The 19,796-nt window shown below is 72.3% G+C and carries 17 protein-coding genes; 5 read left to right on the top strand and 12 right to left on the bottom strand.

The features are described from left to right. Window positions 1–32 precede the first annotated feature (32 nt). From ACIBBF_RS10290 to ACIBBF_RS10245, 10 genes are all read right to left on the bottom strand, one after another. Window positions 33–1,037, bottom strand: coding sequence for an ABC transporter substrate-binding protein (locus ACIBBF_RS10290; protein WP_397412982.1), 1,005 nt, complete (start codon window positions 1,035–1,037; stop codon window positions 33–35). 291 nt (window positions 1,038–1,328) lie between these two features. Next, a complete protein-coding gene (araA, locus tag ACIBBF_RS10285; RefSeq protein ID WP_397412981.1) occupies window positions 1,329–2,843 on the bottom strand; it encodes an L-arabinose isomerase in 1,515 nt (504 codons plus the stop codon). Then, entirely contained in the window at window positions 2,840–3,583 is a 744-nt protein-coding gene (locus ACIBBF_RS10280) for an L-ribulose-5-phosphate 4-epimerase (RefSeq protein ID WP_397412980.1), read from the bottom strand. Before ACIBBF_RS10280 ends, araA begins: the two co-directional genes overlap by 4 nt. Continuing rightward, entirely contained in the window at window positions 3,583–5,262 is a 1,680-nt protein-coding gene (locus ACIBBF_RS10275; protein ID WP_397412979.1) for a xylulokinase, read from the bottom strand. Before ACIBBF_RS10275 ends, ACIBBF_RS10280 begins: the two co-directional genes overlap by 1 nt. Before the next feature lie 445 nt (window positions 5,263–5,707). Further along, window positions 5,708–7,054 carry an ABC transporter substrate-binding protein gene (locus ACIBBF_RS10270; protein ID WP_397412978.1) on the bottom strand — a complete coding sequence of 449 codons (1,347 nt, stop codon included), beginning with the start codon at window positions 7,052–7,054 and terminating at the stop codon, window positions 5,708–5,710. Between the two features lie 34 nt (window positions 7,055–7,088). Beyond that, window positions 7,089–7,949, bottom strand: coding sequence for a carbohydrate ABC transporter permease (locus ACIBBF_RS10265; protein ID WP_397412977.1), 861 nt, complete (start codon window positions 7,947–7,949; stop codon window positions 7,089–7,091). Then, window positions 7,949–8,899: a carbohydrate ABC transporter permease gene (locus tag ACIBBF_RS10260; RefSeq protein WP_397412976.1), complete on the bottom strand. Its 951-nt coding sequence runs from the start codon at window positions 8,897–8,899 to the stop codon at window positions 7,949–7,951. The genes ACIBBF_RS10265 and ACIBBF_RS10260 overlap by 1 nt, the downstream gene beginning before the upstream one ends. 181 nt (window positions 8,900–9,080) lie before the next feature. Then, the gene (locus tag ACIBBF_RS10255) at window positions 9,081–10,082 is read right to left on the bottom strand and encodes a LacI family DNA-binding transcriptional regulator (RefSeq protein WP_397413059.1); all 1,002 of its coding nucleotides are present in this window, start codon (window positions 10,080–10,082) and stop codon (window positions 9,081–9,083) included. 46 nt (window positions 10,083–10,128) lie between these two features. Further along, window positions 10,129–10,932, bottom strand: coding sequence for a pyrroline-5-carboxylate reductase (gene proC, locus ACIBBF_RS10250; protein WP_397412975.1), 804 nt, complete (start codon window positions 10,930–10,932; stop codon window positions 10,129–10,131). Window positions 10,933–10,955: 23 nt separating this feature from the next. Continuing rightward, window positions 10,956–11,609: a hypothetical protein gene (locus tag ACIBBF_RS10245; RefSeq protein ID WP_397412974.1), complete on the bottom strand. Its 654-nt coding sequence runs from the start codon at window positions 11,607–11,609 to the stop codon at window positions 10,956–10,958. 173 nt (window positions 11,610–11,782) lie between these two features. On the opposite strand from ACIBBF_RS10245, the gene radA reads away from it, so the two are divergent. Both radA and disA read left to right on the top strand, forming a co-directional pair. Further along, window positions 11,783–13,216: a DNA repair protein RadA gene (radA, locus tag ACIBBF_RS10240; RefSeq protein WP_397412973.1), complete on the top strand. Its 1,434-nt coding sequence runs from the start codon at window positions 11,783–11,785 to the stop codon at window positions 13,214–13,216. Window positions 13,217–13,269: 53 nt separating this feature from the next. Next, a complete protein-coding gene (gene disA, locus ACIBBF_RS10235) occupies window positions 13,270–14,352 on the top strand; it encodes a DNA integrity scanning diadenylate cyclase DisA (protein ID WP_397412972.1) in 1,083 nt (360 codons plus the stop codon). A 76-nt stretch (window positions 14,353–14,428) separates the two neighbouring features. Here the strand turns inward: disA and ACIBBF_RS10230 are convergent, their stop codons facing one another. Further along, complete coding sequence (locus tag ACIBBF_RS10230) at window positions 14,429–15,286, bottom strand: hypothetical protein (RefSeq protein WP_397412971.1); 858 nt, start codon at window positions 15,284–15,286, stop codon at window positions 14,429–14,431. Between the two features lie 211 nt (window positions 15,287–15,497). Between ACIBBF_RS10230 and ACIBBF_RS10225 the strand changes: the two genes are divergently transcribed. Then, window positions 15,498–16,394 (top strand): A/G-specific adenine glycosylase, encoded by an 897-nt coding sequence (locus tag ACIBBF_RS10225; protein WP_397412970.1) that lies wholly within the window; start codon window positions 15,498–15,500, stop codon window positions 16,392–16,394. A gap of 33 nt (window positions 16,395–16,427) precedes the next feature. Here the strand turns inward: ACIBBF_RS10225 and ACIBBF_RS10220 are convergent, their stop codons facing one another. After that, a complete protein-coding gene (locus tag ACIBBF_RS10220) occupies window positions 16,428–16,961 on the bottom strand; it encodes an amino-acid N-acetyltransferase (protein ID WP_397412969.1) in 534 nt (177 codons plus the stop codon). A gap of 196 nt (window positions 16,962–17,157) precedes the next feature. On the opposite strand from ACIBBF_RS10220, the gene ACIBBF_RS10215 reads away from it, so the two are divergent. Further along, complete coding sequence (locus tag ACIBBF_RS10215) at window positions 17,158–18,903, top strand: FAD-dependent oxidoreductase (protein ID WP_397412968.1); 1,746 nt, start codon at window positions 17,158–17,160, stop codon at window positions 18,901–18,903. A gap of 151 nt (window positions 18,904–19,054) precedes the next feature. Continuing rightward, the gene (locus tag ACIBBF_RS10210) at window positions 19,055–19,783 is read left to right on the top strand and encodes an MIP/aquaporin family protein (RefSeq protein WP_397412967.1); all 729 of its coding nucleotides are present in this window, start codon (window positions 19,055–19,057) and stop codon (window positions 19,781–19,783) included. The last annotated feature ends 13 nt before the right edge of the window (window positions 19,784–19,796 follow it).

Here is a 19,796-nt window from a genome sequence, read left to right as displayed (position 1 = left end):
CGCCGCGACACCCGCCCCACCCCGTCGAACGGTCAGTACTCGCGGGTGGGCAGCGCCTCCTTGGCGGCCTCCTGGTCGAACGCCTCGTCCTGGACGACGATGCGCTTCTCCACCTCCTCGCCGGCGATGACCTTCTGGGCGATCTCCGCCAGGTCCGGCCCGAGCAGCGGGTTGCACTCGACGATGTAGTTGATCTTGCCGTCGGCGAGCGCCTGCATGCCGTCCTTGACGGCGTCGATCGTGATGATCTTGATGTCCTCGCCCGGCGTCAGGCCGGCGGCCTCGATGGCCTCGATCGCGCCGAGCCCCATGTCGTCGTTGTGCGCGAACACGAGGTCGATGTCGTCGTGGGCGTTGAGGAAGCCCTCCATGACGGTCTTGCCCTCGGCGCGCGTGAAGTTGCCGGTCTGGCTGTCGATGATCTCGATGTCGGAGCCCGCGATGGCGGACTCGAAGCCCTCCTTGCGGTCGATCGCGGGCGCGGCGCCGGTGGTGCCCTGGAGCTCGACGGCCTGGTAGCCCTCGCCGTCGTACTGCTCGACGGCCCACTCGCCGGCCATCTCCCCTTCCTTGACGAAGTCCGAGCCGATGAACGACTCGTAGAGGGTCTCGTCGCTGGAGTCGACGGCGCGGTCGGTGAGGATCACGGGGATGCCCGCGGCCTTGGCCTCCTGGAGGACGGCGTCCCAGCCGGTCTCGACCACCGGGGAGAACGCGATGACGTCCACGCCCTGCGTGATGTACGAGCGGATGGCCTGGATCTGGTTCTCCTGCTTCTGCTGCGCGTCGGAGAACTTGAGGTCGAAGCCGTTCTCCGCGGTGAGCGTGTCCTGGATCGACTTGGTGTTGGCGGCGCGCCACCCGGACTCGGCGCCCACCTGGGAGAAGCCGAGGGTGATGACGCCGTCGTCGGCGGCGTCGGTCTCGCCGCCGCCGGTGGTTCCGGTCCCGGCGTCCGAGCTGCACGCGCCGAGGGTGAACAGTGCGGCCACCGACACGGCGGCCAGAACGGTACGGGTCAGGGTCCTGCGTGCCATGTCTCCTCCTTGAGATCTCGCACGGCATCGTGCGAGGGCTAGCGGCGTAGTGCCCGACGAGATGTTAGCGCTCACATCGGCGTCACCGACAGAGTGACCCACGTCACATTCCAGTAACGAAACCGCCCTTCCCCCCAGAACCAACGCGGGCAGCACAGGGCGAGGCAGCACAAGGAGCGAGAACTGGCGCGAGACAGAACCAGGGCGAGACGGAACGCGGAGCGCGTGAGCGCGCCTGGGTCCCGTCTCGCCCTGGTTCTGTCTCGCCCAGGTCCTGTCTGGCGGGGGAGGTCAGAGGGACTGCGACAGGCGGTAGTAGGCCGCGTTGTGGCGCACCTGGTCGGCGAAGCCGCGGCGCGTCGTGTCCTCGTCGATGACCAGCAGCTCGGTGCGCGCGATGTCCGCGAACACCTCGAACGCCTCGATGCCTGCGGCGGTCGACATGACCGTGTGGTGCGCACCGCCCGCCGTCAGCCAGGACTCGGCCGAGACCTCGAACGACGGCCGCGGCGCCCACATCGCCCGCGCCACCGGCAGGTTCGGCAGGTCGCGCGGCGGCGTGACGACGTCGACCACGTTCGCGGTCAGGCGGAACCGGTCGCGCATGTCGGCGAGCGAGACCACGACGGCACCCTCGGCGGCGTCCGCCGAGAACACCATGCGGACCGGGTCCTCCTTGCCGCCGATGCCGAGCGGGTGGATCTCGATGCGCGGCGTCGAGGTGGTCAGCGTGGGGCAGACCTCCAGCATGTGCGCGCCGAGGATGAGCTCTGAGCCCGGCGTGAGGTCATAGGTGTAGTCCTCCATCAGCGACGCGCCGCCCGGCAGGCCCAGCCCCATCACCTTGGCCGCGCGCACGAGCACCGCCGTCTTCCAGTCGCCCTCGGCGCCGAAACCGTAGCCCTTCTCCATGAGGCGCTGCACCGCGAGGCCGGGGAGCTGGCGCAGCGCGCCGAGGTCCTCGAAGTTGGTGGTGAACGCCTTGGCGCCGGCCGCCTCCAGGAAGCCCTCCAGCGCGATCTCCTGGCGCGCGGCGTACCGCAGCGAGTCGTGCCGCTCCGCACCGGCGCGCAGCTCGGGGGCGACGTCGTACTTCGCCTCGTACTCGGCGACCAGGGCGTCGATCGCGGCGTCCTCGACGGCGTCCACGGCCGTGACCAGCTCGTTCACGCCCCAGGTGTTCACCGAGACGCCGAACCGCAGCTCGGCCTCGGTCTTGTCGCCCTCGGTGACCGCGACGTTGCGCATGTTGTCGCCGAACCGGACCAGCGTGAGCTCGTGCGTCGCGGCCCAGCCGGCCGCCCCGCGCACCCAAATACCCACCCGGCGGGTCACGGCCGGGTTGGAGACGTGCCCCGCGACCGTGGTCCGCGCGACGCCGAGCCGCGTGGCGATGTACGCGTACTCACGGTCGCCGTGCGCGGCCTGGTTGAGGTTCATGAAGTCCATGTCGATCTCGTCCCAGGGGAGCTCGACGTTGGCCTGCGTGTGCAGGTGCAGCAGCGGCTTGCGCAGGGCGTCCAGGCCCGCGATCCACATCTTGGCGGGGCTGAAGGTGTGCATCCAGGTGATGACGCCGAGCACCTTGTCATCGCCGTTGGCGTCGAGCATGGCGCGGCGGATCGACCCGGAGTCCTTGAGCACCGGCTTCCACACGATCGTGACCGGCACGTCCGAGGACGCGTCCAGCGCCCGGGCGACCTCCTGGGACTGCTCCGCGACCTGGGCCAGGGTCTCCTCGCCGTAGAGGTCCTGGCTCCCCGTGAGGAACCAGACCTCGCGGTCCGCGTAGGGCTTGGTGCTCATGCCTGTCCTTCCGTGGTGACACCGGCCTGCTGGCCGTAGACGTTCTGGTAGCGGTCGTAGAGGGAGTCGACGTGCTGCTGCTCGATCGGCAGGGGGTCGCCCAGCTGACGGGCGACGTGCACCGTGCGAGCCACCTCCTCGACCATGACGGCCGCCTTGACGGCGGCGCGCGCGTCCTTGCCGATGGTGAACGGGCCGTGGTTCTGCATCAGCACGGCGGGGCTGCGGTGGCCCTTCAGGGTCTCGACGATGCCCCGCCCGATCGAGTCGTCACCGATGATCGCGAACGGCCCCACCGGCACGGGACCGCCGAACTCGTCGGCCATCATCGTCAGCACGCACGGCACCTCCTCGCCGCGCGCGGCCCAGGCGGTCGCGTACGTCGAGTGCGTGTGCACGACGCCGCCCACCTCGGGCATGTGCGAGTACACGTAGGCGTGCGCCGCGGTGTCGGACGACGGCGACCGCGTGCCGTCCACGAGCGTGCCGTCGAGGTCGCAGACCACCATGTCCGCCGGGGTGAGGTCGTCGTAGGACACGCCCGACGGCTTGATGACGAACAGGTCGGCGCTGCCGTCCGGCACGGCGGGGTTGGGCACGCGCTGGGACACGTTGCCCGCCGTCCAGACCACCAGGCCCCAGCGCGGCAGCTCGGCGTGCAGGTCCGAGACGACCACGCGGACGCGCGCCACCTCGTCCCGTACCGCCTGCGGGTAGTCGGTCAGGGTCTTGCCGGTCATCAGTCGTTCTCCTGTGTCGTCTCTCGGGTACGGAGGGCGGCGACGGCGGCGCGCTCGATCGCCAGACCGGCGCTGTAGCGCTCCAGGAAGGCGGTGAAGCCCGCCACGTCGCCGGCGTCCGGCTCGACGACGTCGAGCTCGGCGTCCGCGAACACTTCGGCGGCCAGCCAGGCGCCCAGGTCCTGCGCGGGTGCGGGCGCACCCTGTGCGGCCGCCCGGTAGGCGGCCAGCACCGCGATCCCCCAGGCGCCACCCTCGCCCGCCGTGCGGCCCACGGCCACCGGGGCGCCCAGCGCGGCGGCCAGCAGGCGCTGGGCCACGCCCTGCGTCTTGAACATGCCGCCGTGCGCGAACATCGCGTCCAGCCCCACCTGCTCCTCGGCCAGCACGCGCATGCCGAGGCTCAGCGTGCCGAACGCGCTGTAGACCTGGGTCCGCGCGAAGTTGGCCAGCGTGAGCCGGCTGTCGGGTGTCCGCGTGAACAGCGGGCGCCCGGCCTCCAGGTGCGTGATGGGTTCGCCGGACAGGTAGTTGTAGGCGAGCAGGCCACCGCCGTCGGCGTCGCCGTCCAGCGCGGAGCGCAGGAACGCCTCGAAGACGGCGCCCGGGTCGGCGGGCTGCCCGAGCGCGGCCGCGAACTGGCCGAACATCTCGGCCCAGGCACCCAGCTCGCTGGCGCCGTTGTTGCAGTGCACCATCGCCACGAGATCACCCGCGGGCGTGGTGACCAGGTCCAGCTCCTCGTGCACCCGCTCCAGCGGACGCTCCAGGACGACCATCGCGAAGATGCTCGTCCCGGCGCTCACGTTGCCGGTGCGGGGCGCCACCGAGTTGGTCGCGACCATGCCGGTACCCGCGTCACCCTCGGGCGGGCACAGCGGGATGCCCGGCCGGAGGGTGCCGGTCGGGTCCAGCAGCGCGGCGCCCTCCTCCGTGAGCGCGCCGGCGTCGGCGCCGGCGGGCAGGACCCGCGGCAGCAGGTCGGCGACGGCCGGCAGGGCGGCGACGTCGGCGTCCGTGCCGCGTCCGGCCACGAGCTCGTCGAACTGCGCCAGCATGCGGGCGTCGTAGTCCGTGGTGGCCGCGTCGACGGGGAACATGCCGGACGCGTCGCCGACGCCGAGCACCTGCTGCCCGGTCAGCCGCCAGTGCACGTAGCCGGCGAGCGTGGTGAGGTGCCGCACCCGCGGGGCGTGCGGCTCCTCGTCGAGGATCGCCTGGTAGAGGTGCGCGACCGACCAGCGCAGCGGGATGTTGTACCCGAACAGGCTCGTCAGCTCGACGGCGGCCCGCTCGGTGCTCGTGTTGCGCCAGGTGCGGAAGGGCACCAGCAGCTCGTCCGCCTCGTCGAACGCGAGGTAGCCGTGCATCATCGCCGAGACGCCCATGGCGCCGAACGTGGTGGGCCGCACGCCGTACTGCCGCTCGACGTCGTCCAGCAGACCGGACACGGCGTCCCGCAGACCGGACCAGACGGCGTCCAGCGAGTAGGTCCACACACCGTCGACGAGCTGGTTCTCCCAGTCGTGGCTGCCGCTGGCGAGCGGCGCGTTGCCGGGACCGACCAGGCATGCCTTGATCCGGGTGGAACCGAGCTCGATGCCGAGGGCGGTCCGTCCCTGCTCGATCGCCTCCCGGAGACCGGTGAGCCCCGCCGCGTCGTCCTGCCGCTCCGCCATCGTTGGCCGCTCCGTCCTGCCCGCACCGTCGCGGGGCGTCGTTCGTGTGGTCGTCGTTCACCACGGCGAGAGCATCCCGCCGAGGGCGATGTTAGCGCTCACACGATACGTTACGACAGCCGGCCCGCAAGAATCGGGACAGGGTGGGGCGCAGGCCCTGGCACCCCGTGGCCGGCGGCACCAGGGGCGACCGGAACCTGGGGTGACCGGAACCTGGGGTGACCGGAACCCGCCCTGCTGAGATCGCCCGTTCCTGCTGAGATCGGCACGTTCCCGCCCGAGATCGGCCCGTTCCCGCTGAGATCGGCCCGTCGCGGCCCCCGCTGCCACCAGTTCGGCCGTCTGCCTCGAGATCGGTCCATCAAGTGACCGATCTCGAGGCAGAGGGCCGAACCGGCCGGGGCCGCCCCCGCAAGGGATCGACCTCAGCCCGGCGCGAGCGGCGTCAGCCGTTGACCGTGAACCCCTGCTCCTGCCCGTACCGCACGTTCTCCTCCTGCCACGCCGCGAGCCCGTCGAGCAGCGACGACTTGTCGAGGTACGCCTGCCCCACAGTGTCCGAGAAGATGCTGTTCGCGTACGACTGCCACGGCAGGTACTGCCAGCCCTCCACCACGTCGCCCGCGCCGGCCGCGAGCACCTCGTTGATCTTCTGCCCGCCGAAGTACTCCGACTCGTAGCCGAGGAACTCCTCGGAGCCCAGCTCCGCGACCGTGGCGGGGAACCCGCCCGTGTCCAGGAACGCCTGGATGCTCTCCGGATCGGTGTTGAGCCACTGGAGGAAGCCCGCGGCAAGCAGCTTGTCGTCGGCGCCGGCCGGGATCACGTCGGCCGATCCGCCGTTCTCGGCGTTGACCGGCGTGCCGTCGTACGTGGGCATCGGCGCCACGCGCCACGCGCCGGCCCCGCCGGGCACGCCGTCCTCGAAGATGCCGGGCATCCACGCGCCGACGATCGTCGACGCGATGGTGCCGTCCCCGAGCGCCTGGTACCACTCGTCGCTCCAGCCCGTGATGTCCGACATCAGGTCCTCGTCGAGGAGCTGCTGGTACGTCTCCGCCCACTTCTGCGTGCCCTCGTCGGCGAGGTCGATCGTGACGGTGTCGCCGTCCACCTGGAACGGCTTGCCGCCGGCCTGCCAGATCATCGAGGTGACGCCGCCCGGCCCGTTGCCGTCGTCGTTGAACAGGAACTTCTCGGGGTCGGACTGCTTCAGCTTCCGCGCCTGCTCGACGTACTCGTCCCAGGTGGTCGGCACCACGAGGTCGTTCTCCTCGAAGACGTCGGCGTTGTAGAACAGGGCCATCGGGCCGGAGTCCTGGGGCAGGCCCCACAGCCCGTCGGCCAGCGCGACCGCGCCCCACGTCGACGGCGTGAACAGGTCCTCGTGCTCGCCGAGCCCGTAGGCCGTCAGATCGGTGAGCTGACCCGGGAGCTGGAACTGGGGCACCGACTGGTACTCGAGCTGGGCCACGTCGGGGATGCCCTTGTCGGCGGCGATCGCGTTCTGGAGCGCCGTGTTGTGCTCCTCCGCGCCCTGGGTGTCCGTGAGGTTCACGGTCATGTTCGGGTAGGCCGCCTCGAAGGCCTCGATCTGCTTCTCCGCCTGCGGCGTCCACGTCCAGTAGTCGATGGTGCCGCCCTCCTGGAGGGCCGCCTCGATCTCCTCGGCGGTCGCGCCCTCGTCGGACCCGCCGCCACCGCCGCCGCCTGCCGAGCAGGCCGTCAGGGACGTGGCCAGCACGGCGACGACGGCTCCTGCCGTGATCCGCCCGTTCCGTGTGATGCTCATGAGTCCTCCTCCTTGAGGTCCTTGACGCAACCGTTCATCCCTTCACACCCCCGGCTCCCAGACCGGACTGCCAGTAGCGCTGCAGCAGCAGGAACGCCACGACGATCGGCAGGATGGTGAGCACCGCACCCGTGATGACCAGGTGGAAGACCGGTGTGGCGCCCACGCCGGTCGCATCCGCGTTCCAGCTCGCGAGCCCGATGGCGAGAGGGAACAGGTCACGGTCGGAGAGCATGATCAGGGGCAGGAAGTAGTTGTTCCACGTCGCGACGATCGCGAACAGCGCGACGGTGACGACGCCGGGTGCCAGCAGGCGCAACGAGATGGTGAAGAACGTGCGCCACTCGCTCGCCCCGTCGACGCGGGCGGCCTCCAGCAGCTCCGTGGGGATGGCCTCCGTGGCGAACACCCACATCAGGTAGAGGCCGAACGGGGAGACCAGGGTGGGCAGGATGACCGACCACATCGTGTTGGTCAGCCCGAGCTCGCTGAACATGAGGAACGTCGGCACCGCGAGGGCCGCGCCCGGCACGGCGACCGCGCCGATGATCGTCGCGAACACCGCCGACCGGCCTTTGAACCGGTACTTCGCCAGGCCGTAGCCGCCGAGGGTCGCCAGCAGCGTGGCGCCGCCGGCACCGGCCACGACGTAGACCACCGTGTTGCCGAACCAGCGCACGAAGACGCCGTCCTGGTAGGTGAGCACCGCGGCGATGTTGTCGAACAGGGCGAACGGCCCCGCGAACCACAGGCCGAAGGAGCCGGCCAGCGCCTCCTGCGTCTTGGTCGAGCTGACCAGCAGCCACCAGAGCGGCGCCAGTGAGTAGACGACGAGGCCCGCCATCAGCACCGTGAGGACCACCGACCTGCGCGGCCGCGCGAACGAGTGCGCCATCAGCCCTCCCTCCTCGTGCCGCGGAGCTGCACCACGTAGGCGATCACCGCGGTGAGCACGCCCATGATGATCGCGACGGTCGCCGCGTAGTTGACCTGCTGGCCCAGGAAGCTCAGGTTGTAGGCGTACATGTTGGGCGTGTACGACGACGAGATGAGCGTCGGCGCCAGGACCTTGAGGATGTTCGGCTCGTTGAAGAGCTGGAAGCTGCCGATGATCGAGAAGATCGTCGCGATCACCAGCGCGCCGCGCAGCGCCGGGAGCTTCACCGCGGTGATCACCCGCCACTGCCCGGCGCCGTCGATCGCGGCCGCCTCGTAGAGCTCGCCCGGGACGGTACGGAGCGCCGAGTAGAGGATGAGCATGTTGTAGCCCACGAACTCCCAGGTCACGATGTTGCCGATCGAGACGAGCAGCCATGGCCTGGAGAACGGGGCCAGCAGGTCGGAGCCCAGCGCGTCGTTGATCCACCCGACGAGCCCGATCCGGTCGCCGTACAGGAACCCCCACATGAGCACGGCGACGACGCCGGGCACCGCGTAGGGCACGAACAGCGCGATCCGGGTGAAGCGCTTGCCGAAGAGCCGCCCGCTGTCGATGACGAGCGCGGCGGCGAGGGCCACGGCGAGCATGATCGGCACCTGGACCACCAGGAAGAGCAGCACGCGGCCGGCGCCGTCCCAGAACTTCGGGTCGGTGAGCGCGGCCGAGTAGTTGTCCAGGCCCACGAAGCGGTTGCCGCCCATGAGCTGGTTGCGGAAGAGGCTGAGGTAGAGCGAGTAGAGCACCGGCGCGAGGAACGCGAAGGCGAAGGCCGCCAGGAACGGCACGACGAAGGTCCAGCCCGCCGCGGACACGCGGCGGCTCGGCAGGCGACGACCAGGCACCGGCACCCCCTTTCTCCGGACGACAGTGTCCGGACTCACCTGGACGTCGATGTCCGGGAACATCGGGCGACATCACCCGATAGCGGAATGTGAACGTGAACATCCCGTGGCCCGCGACTCTGCCACTGCCTCGCGGACGTGTCAACGCCCCGTCGGCGGGCTCGTCAGCGCGCCGGACGGACGCCCGGCAGCCCGGCGCCCGGCAGCCGGACGCCCGGCAGCCGGACGCCGGGTGCCGTCGTCCTCACCGCCGCGGTGCCGCTGCGCTCCGGCGGACCACGAGCTCCGGCGCGATGAGCTCGGCCGCCGGGTCGCCGCCGTCGACGGCGGCGAGGAGCAGTGCGACGCTGCGCCTCCCGAGGGCGACGAACGGCTGCCGCACGGTGGTCAGCGGCGGGATGAAGTGACCGGAGCCCGCGACGTCGTCGAAGCCGACCACCGACACGTCGTCGGGCACCGACAGGCCGGACTCCCAGAAGGCTCGCAGCAGCCCGAGCGCGAGCTGGTCGTTGGCCGCGAAGACCGCCGTCGGGCCGTCGCCGGCCTTGATGCGCTGCGCGAGGTCGATCCCCGTCGTGTAGCCGTTGTCCGCGGTCCAGCTCGCGACCACTGGTTCGGGCACGGGCAGGCCGTGCTCCACCAGGACCGCACGCCAGGTGTCCTCGCGCTGCACGGCGTCCAGCCAGTCCCGGGGTCCGGCGACGTGCAGGATCCGCTGGTGCCCGAGCTCGACCAGGTGCTCGACGGCGAGCCGCGCACCCGCCCGCTGGTCGACGGCCAGCGGGATCACCGGCACGTCCGGCCGCAGCTCGCGGGCGGCGATGAGGACCACGGGCACGGGCGCCCGGAACGACTCCACGGCCTCGGCCACGTCGGTGTGCGGCGCGATGACCACGATGCCCTCGACCGCCTGGTCCATGAAGTGCTCCAGCGCGTCGTGCAGGGTCGCGGCGTCGTACCGGCGCAGCGTCGCGACGCTGACGTACCAGCCCTGCTCGCGCGCGGCCTCCTCGACGGCGATCAGCGTGCTCGACGGGCCGAACAGCGGCGACCCCGTGGTCACCACGCCCACCGTGGTCGACCGTGCCGTGACCAGCGCCCGCGCGGCGCTGTTGCGGCGGTAGCCCAGCTCGGCGATGGCCTCCAGCACCTTCTCGCGCGTCTCCGGGCGCACGCTCCGGTGCCCGTTGAGCACCCGGGAGACGGTCTGGTGGGACACGCCCGCCAGCGCGGCGACGTCGGCCATGGCCGGCGGCCGCGTCGTCGCGGGTCGAGAGATGGTCACGGCGGAATCATCCACCCAGCTGCCGGGCGCGGTCACGCGCCGCGGCAGCGGCTGCCAGGAACGACGCGCGCACGCCGCCGTCGTCCAGCGCCCGCAGCGCGGCCGCCGTCGTGCCCCCCGGTGACGTGACGCGCTCCCGCAGGAGGACCGGGTGCTCGCCGGACTCCTCCATGAGCCGCGACGCGCCGAGCAGCGTCTGCGTCGCGAGCCGGCGCGCGACGTCGCGCGTCAGCCCCAGCAGCACGCCGGCCTCGGCGAGCGCGTCGGCCACGTAGAAGACGTACGCAGGGCCGGACCCGGAGATCGCGGTGACGGCGTCGAGGTCCTTCTCCGCCGCGCGCACCACGGCGCCCGTGCCCGCGAGCAGGTGCTCCACCGCGGCGAGGTGCGCCTCGGTGGCTGCCGCGCCCGGGGCGATCGCCGTGATGCCGGCGCCGATCGCGGCGGGCGTGTTCGGCACGGTCCGCACGACGGCGGTGCCGGCGGGCAGCCGCTCCTCGTAGAACGTCGTGGGGTGCCCGGCCGCGACCGTGACGACCACGGCCGCCGGGTCGAGCGCCGGGGCGACCTCGTCGAGCAGCGCACCGACGTCCTTCGGCTTCACGCCCACGAGGACCAGGCCGGCACCCCGCACCGCGGCGACGTTGTCGCTGGTGGTCGCCACCTGGTACGTCTCACGAAGATGCTGGGCGCGGGTCTCGGTCCGCACCGTGGCCACGACGTCGGACGCCGCCCAGCCCGCCGACAGTGCCCCCGCGAGCACCGCCACACCCATGTTCCCGGCACCGAGCACCGCAAGTCGCTGGTTCACACCGTCATTCTCCCCCAGCGGGGTCACAGCGGGAACGCCGCGTAGAAGTCCTCCATCGTGTCGGCCGGGCCCGTGGCCTGCAGCACAGCGGTCCCGTTCTGCCAGACGACCACGGCCGTGCCGCCGTCCGCCGGCACGATCGCGTACTGGCCCACGACCTTCTTGCCGACCTTGACGTCACCCTCGCGGTCGGCCTCGCCCGCAGCCTTGGTCCAGGCCGCGGCCGCCGTGGCCGCCTCCTCGGACGTGGCCCACTGGCCCGCGACGAGCGCCACCTCGCCCTGGTCGCCGTCGGTGTACTCGGCGTTCCACGCCTCCAGCGCGCCCTGCTCCTTGGGCTCCTCGGCCTCGCCGAGGGACCCGAGCGCGAACTGCAGCACCGACGACGGCAGCGCCTTCTGGAAGGCGGTCTCGTCGGAGGCGCGCTCCATCGCCTTCACCGTCGGGGTGGGGACCGGGGCGGTGACCGTCACGGTGGGCACCGGCTGCGGCGTCTGCTCGGCACGCCAGAAACCCGGCCAGACGAAGCCGGCAACGAACACCACCGCGAGCACGACGACGAGCAGGCCGACCACGACGACGAGCCGACGACGGCGGTACACCGCGGGCGACGCCTTCCTGGGCGCGACCGATGCGGTGGCACCGGTACGCGGCGACCTCACACGCTGGTCCGTCATGTCTGGCTCCCCTGCACTCCTGCCGCTGTGCCCCTGCCGCCGGGCACGGCGCGGGCTCAGTCGGCACCTTATGTCGCGGCACCGACATTCGCGCGGAGGCACGCGGCCGGGACCCCGGGCCCGCACGCGTGCCCGTCCCGGCCCGTGTCAGTGGTGGCACGTACCGTGACGCCGTGACCTCATCGACCTCCAAGCGGGCCCGGCCCGCGTATCGCTGTACCGAGTGCGGCTGGACCACCGTCAAGTGGGTGGGCCGCTGCGGGGAGTGCCAGGCGTGGGGCACGGTCAGCGAGGAGGGGGCGGCGCCGTCGGGCCCGCGCACCGCTGCCGTGTCCCCCGCACGCGAGCCTGCACGGCCCATCGCCGACATCGACGTCGAGTCGGCGCGCGCCAACCCGACGGGTGTGGGCGAGCTCGACCGGGTGCTGGGCGGCGGCCTGGTACCCGGCGCCGTGATCCTCCTCGCGGGCGAGCCGGGCGTCGGCAAGTCCACGCTGCTGCTCGCCGTCGCCAGCAACGTGGCCGACGGCGCCCTGGGCCGCGACGGCTTCGAGTCGCCGCGCACCGTGCTGTACGTGACCGGCGAGGAGTCGGCCGGCCAGGTCCGGCTGCGCGCCGAGCGCATCGGTGCGCTGTCGCCCACCCTGCTCCTCGCGGCCGAGACCGACCTGGGCACGGTGCTGGGCCACCTGGAGGCCAACCAGCCGGACATGCTCATCGTGGACTCGGTGCAGACCATCGCGTCCGCGCAGGTGGACGGCGCCCCCGGCGGGGTGTCGCAGGTCCGGGAGGTCGCCGCCGCGCTGATCGCCGTGGCCAAGGAGCGCCAGATCCCGACGATCCTGGTGGGGCACGTGACGAAGGACGGCTCGGTGGCCGGGCCGCGCACCCTGGAGCACCTGGTCGACGTGGTCTGCCAGTTCGAGGGCGACCGGCACTCCCGCCTGCGGATGATCCGCGCGGTGAAGAACAGGTACGGCCCCACGGACGAGGTGGGCTGCTTCGACCTGTCGGAGGACGGCATCGTCGGGCTGCCCGACCCGTCGGGCCTGTTCCTGTCGCACGCGGGCTCGGGGATCGCGGGGTCGTGCATCACGGTCACGCTGGAGGGCCGGCGTCCGCTCGCCGTCGAGGTCCAGGGTCTCGTGGCGCCCAGCCCGCTGAACAACCCGCGCCGCGCGACGAGCGGCGTGGACTCCAGCCGGCTCGCGATGATCCTGGCGGTGCTGCACCGGCACGGCGGGCTGCGGCTCGCCGACCAGGACGTCTACGCCTCCACGGTGGGCGGCGCCCGGATCACGGAGCCGGCGTCGGACCTCGCCGCTGCCCTGGCCCTGGTGTCCGCACGGACCGGACGGCCGCTGCCCGGTGCCACCGTCGCCATCGGCGAGGTGGGCCTGGCCGGGGACCTGCGCCCGGTCGCCGGTCTGGAGCGCCGGCTCGGCGAGGCCGCGCGCCTGGGGTTCGAGCACGCCGTCGTGCCGCACGGCACCGGTGTCAAGGCACCCGACGGGCTTCGCCTGGTCGAGGCGGCGCACATCCGCGACGCCGTGGAGTGGGCCCAGTCCACGGGTCGCGGAGACGACAGGAGGATGGACGGGGAGTGACCGGTTCGTGAAACGAACTGCTTGTGACCCAGCGCACAGCGTAGGATTTCTTCGTGGCCACGACCTCCTCGCACCCTGACGAGCTGCTCCGGGAGACCCTGGCCGCCGTCGCGCCCGGGACCGAGCTCCGCGACGGACTGGAACGCATCCTGCGCGGCCGGACCGGAGCGCTCATCGTGCTCGGCCTGGACCCGATCGTGGAGCAGATCTGCTCCGGCGGTTTCGCGCTCGACGTCGACTTCTCCGCGACGCGCCTGCGCGAGCTGTCCAAGATGGACGGCGCGGTGGTGCTCGACCGCGGCGCCACCCGCATCCGGCGCGCGGCCGTGCAGCTCCTGCCCGACCCGACGATAGAGACCACCGAGTCCGGCACCCGGCACCGCACGGCGGAGCGGGTGGCCAAGCAGACCGGCTTCCCGGTGATCTCCGTGAGCCAGTCGATGCGGATCGTCGCGCTCTACGTGGGTGGCCAGCGGCACGTGCTGGAGGACTCGGACACCATCCTCGGCCGCGCCAACCAGGCCCTCGCGACGCTGGAGCGCTACCGGGCCCGCCTCGACGAGGTGTCGGGCACGCTGTCCGCGCTGGAGATCGAGGACCTGGTCACGGTGCGCGACGTCTGCTCCGTGGTGCAGCGCCTGGAGATGGTGGGGCGCATCTCGGACGAGATCGCCGGCTACGTGATCGAGCTCGGCGTGGACGGCCGCCTGCTGGCGCTGCAGCTCGACGAGCTCATCGGTGACGTCGGCTCCGACCGGGAGTTCGTGATCCGCGACTACGTGCTGGGCCGCAAGGACCGCACGCTCGCCGACGTGCAGTCCGAGCTGTCCGCGCTCACGTCGCAGCAGCTCCTCGACATGAGCCAGATCGGCCGCATCCTGGACCTGCCCGGCGGTGGCGACGCGCTCGACGCCGCCGTCGCGCCGCACGGCTACCGGCTGCTGTCCAAGGTGCCGCGGCTGCCGAGCTCCACCATCGAGCGGCTCGTAGGCCACTTCAGCAGCCTGCAGAAGCTTCTCGCGGCCAGCGTGGACGACCTCATGTCGGTCGACGGTGTGGGCGAGCAGCGCGCCCGGACGATCCGCGAGGGGCTGTCACGCCTCGCAGAGTCGAGCATCCTGGAGCGCTACGTCTGACGCGGCGGGGACCGCCGGACCAGCGACCTGACCTGCCGCGTCCCGGCGGCGATCCGGCCGGACGGTCCGGAGCGGTTCAGGACTGGGCCGGCTTCTCGCTCGATCCTGCGTCCCTCTTCGAAGAGTCCCCCTCCGACGCGTCGGCCTCCGACGCGTCCCCTTCCGACCCGGCGTCCTCGCCCGGCTTCGTTCCCGCCTCTCCCGGCTCGGTTCCCGCCTCTCCCGCCTCGCTCGCCGACGCCGACGGCGACGGCGACCCCGACGGCGACGCCGACGCCGACGCCGACCCGCTGGGTTCCGGCACCGTGTACGTCAGCCGCACGACGTCGCTCGTCGCACCCTCCACGTCGGCGAGCGTGACCTGCGCGGTGTACTCGCCGGCGGACAGCCGGGGCTGACCGGGCTCGCAGCCGGGCACGGAACGGGCGTCGGACCAGCTCGTCTCGGTGACGTCCACGTCGCCGGGGCCGAGGAGCAGCAGTCGTTCCTCCTCGGCGTCGGCGCAGTCGGCGGACGACCACACGCGCTTCGCCGTGGCCTCGCCCACCTCACCCTGGTAGACGGTCACGGCGAGGCTCCGCCGGGGAGCGTCGACGAGGCACTGCACCTCGCCCTCGTTCCGCACCGACACGGTGAACCGCACCGGCTCCCCCGGCGTGACCGCGAGGCGGTCGGCCGCGAGCCCGACGTCGAGGTCCTCGGCCGTGCAGGGCGACGCGGCGGCGTTCGGGTCCACGGGGGACGGCGGGTTCACCTTGTCCGACACGATGGACGGTTCGGCGCGCGGCCACGTGACCGCGACCCCGACGCCGCCGAGCGCGAGCACCGCCAGCACGGCGATCACGCGTCCGCGCCGGCGCGGACGCCTGCCCCCGGGCCCCTGGTCCATGTCCGGGCCCGGAGCCCGCTCGGCCCGCTCCGGTGCACTGACCACCTGCTGATCCCCCTGCTGATACGTCCTGACGTGCGATGACGCTCCGCGTCACCACGATCCGTGCCTCCAAAATACGACGCCGCCCGCGGCCCGGGTCGCAGCCGCGCCGCCGAGTCGGTCACGTGTCCTACTTCACCTGGTACCGGATGAAGCCCCGCGCAGGGTCACCCGGACGTCGCGCACGGTGCGTCGTGCGGCAGGATGAGGGCTCGTGACGGTTGTGGAGGAGACACGGCACGACGAGCTGCGTTCCGGCGTCGTGCGCTGGTTCGACGGCGCGGCGCGGGACCTGCCCTGGCGCGCGCCCGACCGGACGCCGTGGGGCGTGCTGGTCAGCGAGGTCATGCTGCAGCAGACCCCGGTGGTCCGGGTCGAGCCGGCCTGGCGGGCGTGGCTGGAGCAGTGGCCGACGCCGGCGCACCTCGCGCAGGCCCCGACCGCGGACGTGCTGCGGGCCTGGGGTCGTCTCGGCTACCCGCGCCGTGCGCTGCGGCTCCAGGAGTGCGCGAGGGCGATCGTCGAGCGGCACGGTGGCGCGGTGCCGCATACGGAGGACGAGCTGCGGGCGCTGCCCGGCGTCGGCGAGTACACGGCCGCCGCCGTGCTGGCGTTCGCATACGGCAGGCGGTCGGTCGTGGTGGACACCAACGTGCGGCGGGTGCTGGCCCGGGCGGTGGGTGGGGTGGCGCTCCCCGCGCCGTCGTACACCGCGGCCGAACGCGCGCTGGCGACCGCCCTCGCGCCGGACGACGACGCCGGGGCCGCGCGCTGGGCCGCCGCCTCGATGGAGCTGGGCGCGCTGGTCTGCACGGCGAAGGCACCGCGGTGCACGGCCTGCCCCGTCGCCGGGCTGTGCGCCTGGCGCAGGGCGGGCTCGCCGCCGGACGCCCACGCCGACAAGCGTCGCACGCAGGCCTGGGCGGGTACCGACCGGCAGGCGCGCGGGCGGGTCATGGCCGAGTTGCGCCAGGCGGACGAGCCCGTGGCCCGGGCCCTGCTCGCGACCCTGTGGCCCGACCGGGCGCAGCTGGACCGCGCGATCGCGGGCCTCGTCGAGGACGGGCTCGCGGAGCAGGACGACGCCGACCGCCTCCACCTGCCGCGGTAGCCCCGCCCGCCGGGGCGCCGGCCCCTGTGGCGGTCAGAGCTCCAGGAGCATGCGCGAGTTGCCGAGGGTGTTGGGCTTGACGCGTGCCAGGTCGAGGAACTCGGCCACGCCCTCGTCGTACGAGCGCAGCAGCTCGGTGTAGACCTCCGGCGTCACGGGGGTGCCGTCGATCTCGCGGAAGCCGTGCGCGGCGAAGAACTCGACCTCGAAGGTCAGGCAGAACACCCGCCGCAGCCCGAGCGCACGGGCCCGCTCGACGAGCGCCTGCAGCAGGGCGTGACCCACCCGGCGGCCGCGCCAGTCCTCGTGCACCGCGAGCGTGCGCACCTCGGCGAGGTCGTCCCACATCACGTGCAGCGCCCCGCACCCGACGGCGGGGGCGTCCGCGGGCGCGGCCGGGTCGGTCGCCACCAGGAACTCCTGCACCGCCTCGTAGTAGCCGACCATCTCGTACGGCCGCAGGATGCGACGGCGGCTGAGCGGCTCGACCAGGTCGCGGATCGTCCGCACGTCGGCGGGGAGAGCAGGCCGGATCACGGGCGCAGCGGGCGCCTCGGGTGTCGTCACGGCGCCACACTACGGCCGGGGCGCCACACCGCGCCGCACCGCTGCCGTCCCCACCGCCCGCCGGCGCACAATTCCAGGCAAAACGCCTGGCGAAAACCCGCCCTGAACAGGAAGTGAGCAAGAGAACATCCCACCACACCCCGACCCGCAGGGCAAAGGTCTTGCCAAGTAGCGGAATGCGTGGTGAGTTTGGCGCATGGCATCCACACGCCTGACCGCAGATGCGAGGGCGCAAGCGCTGGCGGCCCTCGAGGCCAGCGTGAGCCCCTCGGCCGAGCTCGACGTCCTGGTGATCGGGGGCGGCGTCACCGGCGCCGGCATAGCGCTCGACGCCGTCACGCGCGGGTTGTCCACCGCCGTGGTCGAGGCGCAGGACTGGGCGCAGGGAACGTCCAGCCGCAGCAGCAAGCTGGTCCACGGCGGCCTGCGCTACCTCCAGATGCTCGACTTCGAGCTGGTCCACGAAGCGCTCACCGAGCGCGACCTGCTCCTCCGGGACCTCGCACCGCACCTGGTGCGACCGGTCCCGTTCTTGTATCCGCTGGAGCACCGCGTCTGGGAGCGGGCCTACGTGGGCACGGGCATCGCGCTGTACGACGTGCTCGCGACGCTCACCCCGGGCCGCCGTCCGATGCCGTTCCACCGGCACCTGAGCAAGGCCCAGATGGAGGCCAAGTTCCCGGACCTGGCCCACGACGCCGCCGTCGGCGCGGTGCAGTACTGGGACGCCTCGGTCGACGACGCCCGCCTCGTCGCCACCCTCATCCGCACGGCCGCAAGCTACGGCGCGCACGCCGCGAGCCGCACGCAGGTCGTGAGCCTCACGCAGGGTGCGACGGGTGCGGTGAACGGCGCCGTCGTCGTGGACCTGGAGAGCGGCAAGGAGATCACCGTCCGGGCCCGCTCGGTCATCAACGCGACGGGGGTCTGGACCGAGGACACCGAGGCCCTGGCCGGGTCGGAGGGCGGCCTGCGGGTGCTCGCCAGCAAGGGCGTGCACCTCGTCGTCCCGCGCGAGCGCATCCGCGGGAACGCCGGGCTCATCCTGCAGACCGAGAAGTCGGTGCTGTTCGTCATCCCGTGGAGCCGGTACTGGATCATCGGCACCACGGACACGCCGTGGGACCTCGACCCGACCCACCCCGTGGCCACCAGCGCCGACATCGACTACGTGCTGGACCACGCCAACGCGGTCCTCGCACACCCGCTGAGCAGGGAAGACATCATCGGCACCTACGCGGGCCTGCGTCCGCTGCTCCAGCCGGGCACCAAGGCCGGCACCAGCAGCGCGAAGGTGAGCCGCGAGCACACGGTGGCTTCCCCGACGCCGGGCCTGACCGTCATCGCGGGCGGCAAACTGACCACGTACCGGGTCATGGCCAAGGACGCGGTCGACTTCGCGATCGGTCAGCGCGCGGCCGCCCTCCCGTCGATCACGCACCAGATCCCGCTCACGGGCGCGGTCGGGCTGCGTGCCGTGCAGCGCCAGGCGCGCACCTGGGGCAAGCGGTTCGGCTGGGCTCCTCCGCTGCTGGACCACCTGCTGCACCGGTACGGCGCCAACCTGGCCGAGATCGTCGAGCTGTGCGACGCCGACCCGTCGCTCGCCGTACCGCTGGAGCACGCCCCCGCGTACCTGCGGGCCGAGGTGTACTACGCGGTGAGCCACGAGGGCGCCCTCCACCTGGAGGACGTGCTGTCGCACCGCACCCGCCTGGTCTACGAGGTCCCCGACCGCGGCACGGAGGCCGCCGAGGAGGTCGCCTCGATCGTGGCGCCGCTGCTCGGCTGGGACGTGTCCGACACGGAGCGCGAGGTCCGGTCGTGGCAGGCGCGGATCGAGGCCGAGCGGCACGCGGAGGAGGCGCCCGACGACGAGGCCGCCGAGCAGGCACGTCAGACGACCCCGGACGTGGCGGCGATGCAGCCGCTCCGGGGCTGAGACACCCCGGGACCACGCGCCCCGGGGTCACGCAAGCAACCAAGGAGACCGACCAGTACATCCCCACTAGTCCGCCGACGAGCTACCCCTGTGGAGCCGCCGGGTTCACCCCCGTACGCCGACAGCGTTGTCGGCAGAGAGCGAGTCAGCGATGAACGCATTCACGGACATCGTGGTGCCCGAGTTCCTCGGCACCATGATCCTGATCCTCGGTGGCGCCGGCGTGGTGGCCAACGCGATCCTCCCCAAGACCAAGGGCTTCAACGGCGGCTGGCTGATGATCAACTTCGGGTGGGGCCTCGCGGTCTTCGCCGGTGTGTTCGTCTCGCTGAAGTCCGGCGCACACATCAACCCGGCGGTGACGCTCGGCATCCTCACCAGCGGCGCCGAGGAGTTCGGTCCCGGCATCGCCGCCACCTTCGGCAACCTGCTCGTCTACTGGGCCGCGCAGCTCGTCGGTGCCTTCGTGGGCGCCGTCCTCGCGTACCTGGCCTACAAGCAGCACTTCGACCTGGACGCCGACCCGGCGGTCAAGCTCGGCGTCTTCTCGACGGGTCCGGAGATCCGGTCGTACGCCTGGAACTTCGTCACCGAGGCCGTCGCGACGTTCATGCTGGTCTTCGTCATCCTGTCGTTCGCGAACTGGCCCGGGGACATGGGGCCGCTGGCCGCCGCGCTCCTGGTGCTCGGTATCGGTGCGAGCCTCGGTGGCCCCACGGGGTACGCCATCAACCCGGCGCGTGACTTCGGTCCGCGCATCGCCCACTTCCTGCTGCCCATCCCGGGCAAGGGCGGGAGCGACTGGGCCTACTCGTGGGTCCCGGTGCTCGGCCCGCTGGTCGGCGGCGCCCTGGGCGGACTGCTCATCGCGGCCCTGTAGCCGCACCCTCGAC

The sequence above is a fragment of the Promicromonospora sp. NPDC050880 genome (assembly GCF_044456525.1).
Classification (GTDB): Bacteria; Actinomycetota; Actinomycetes; order Actinomycetales; family Cellulomonadaceae; genus Promicromonospora.
This window is presented reverse-complemented; position numbering and strand designations above follow the sequence as displayed.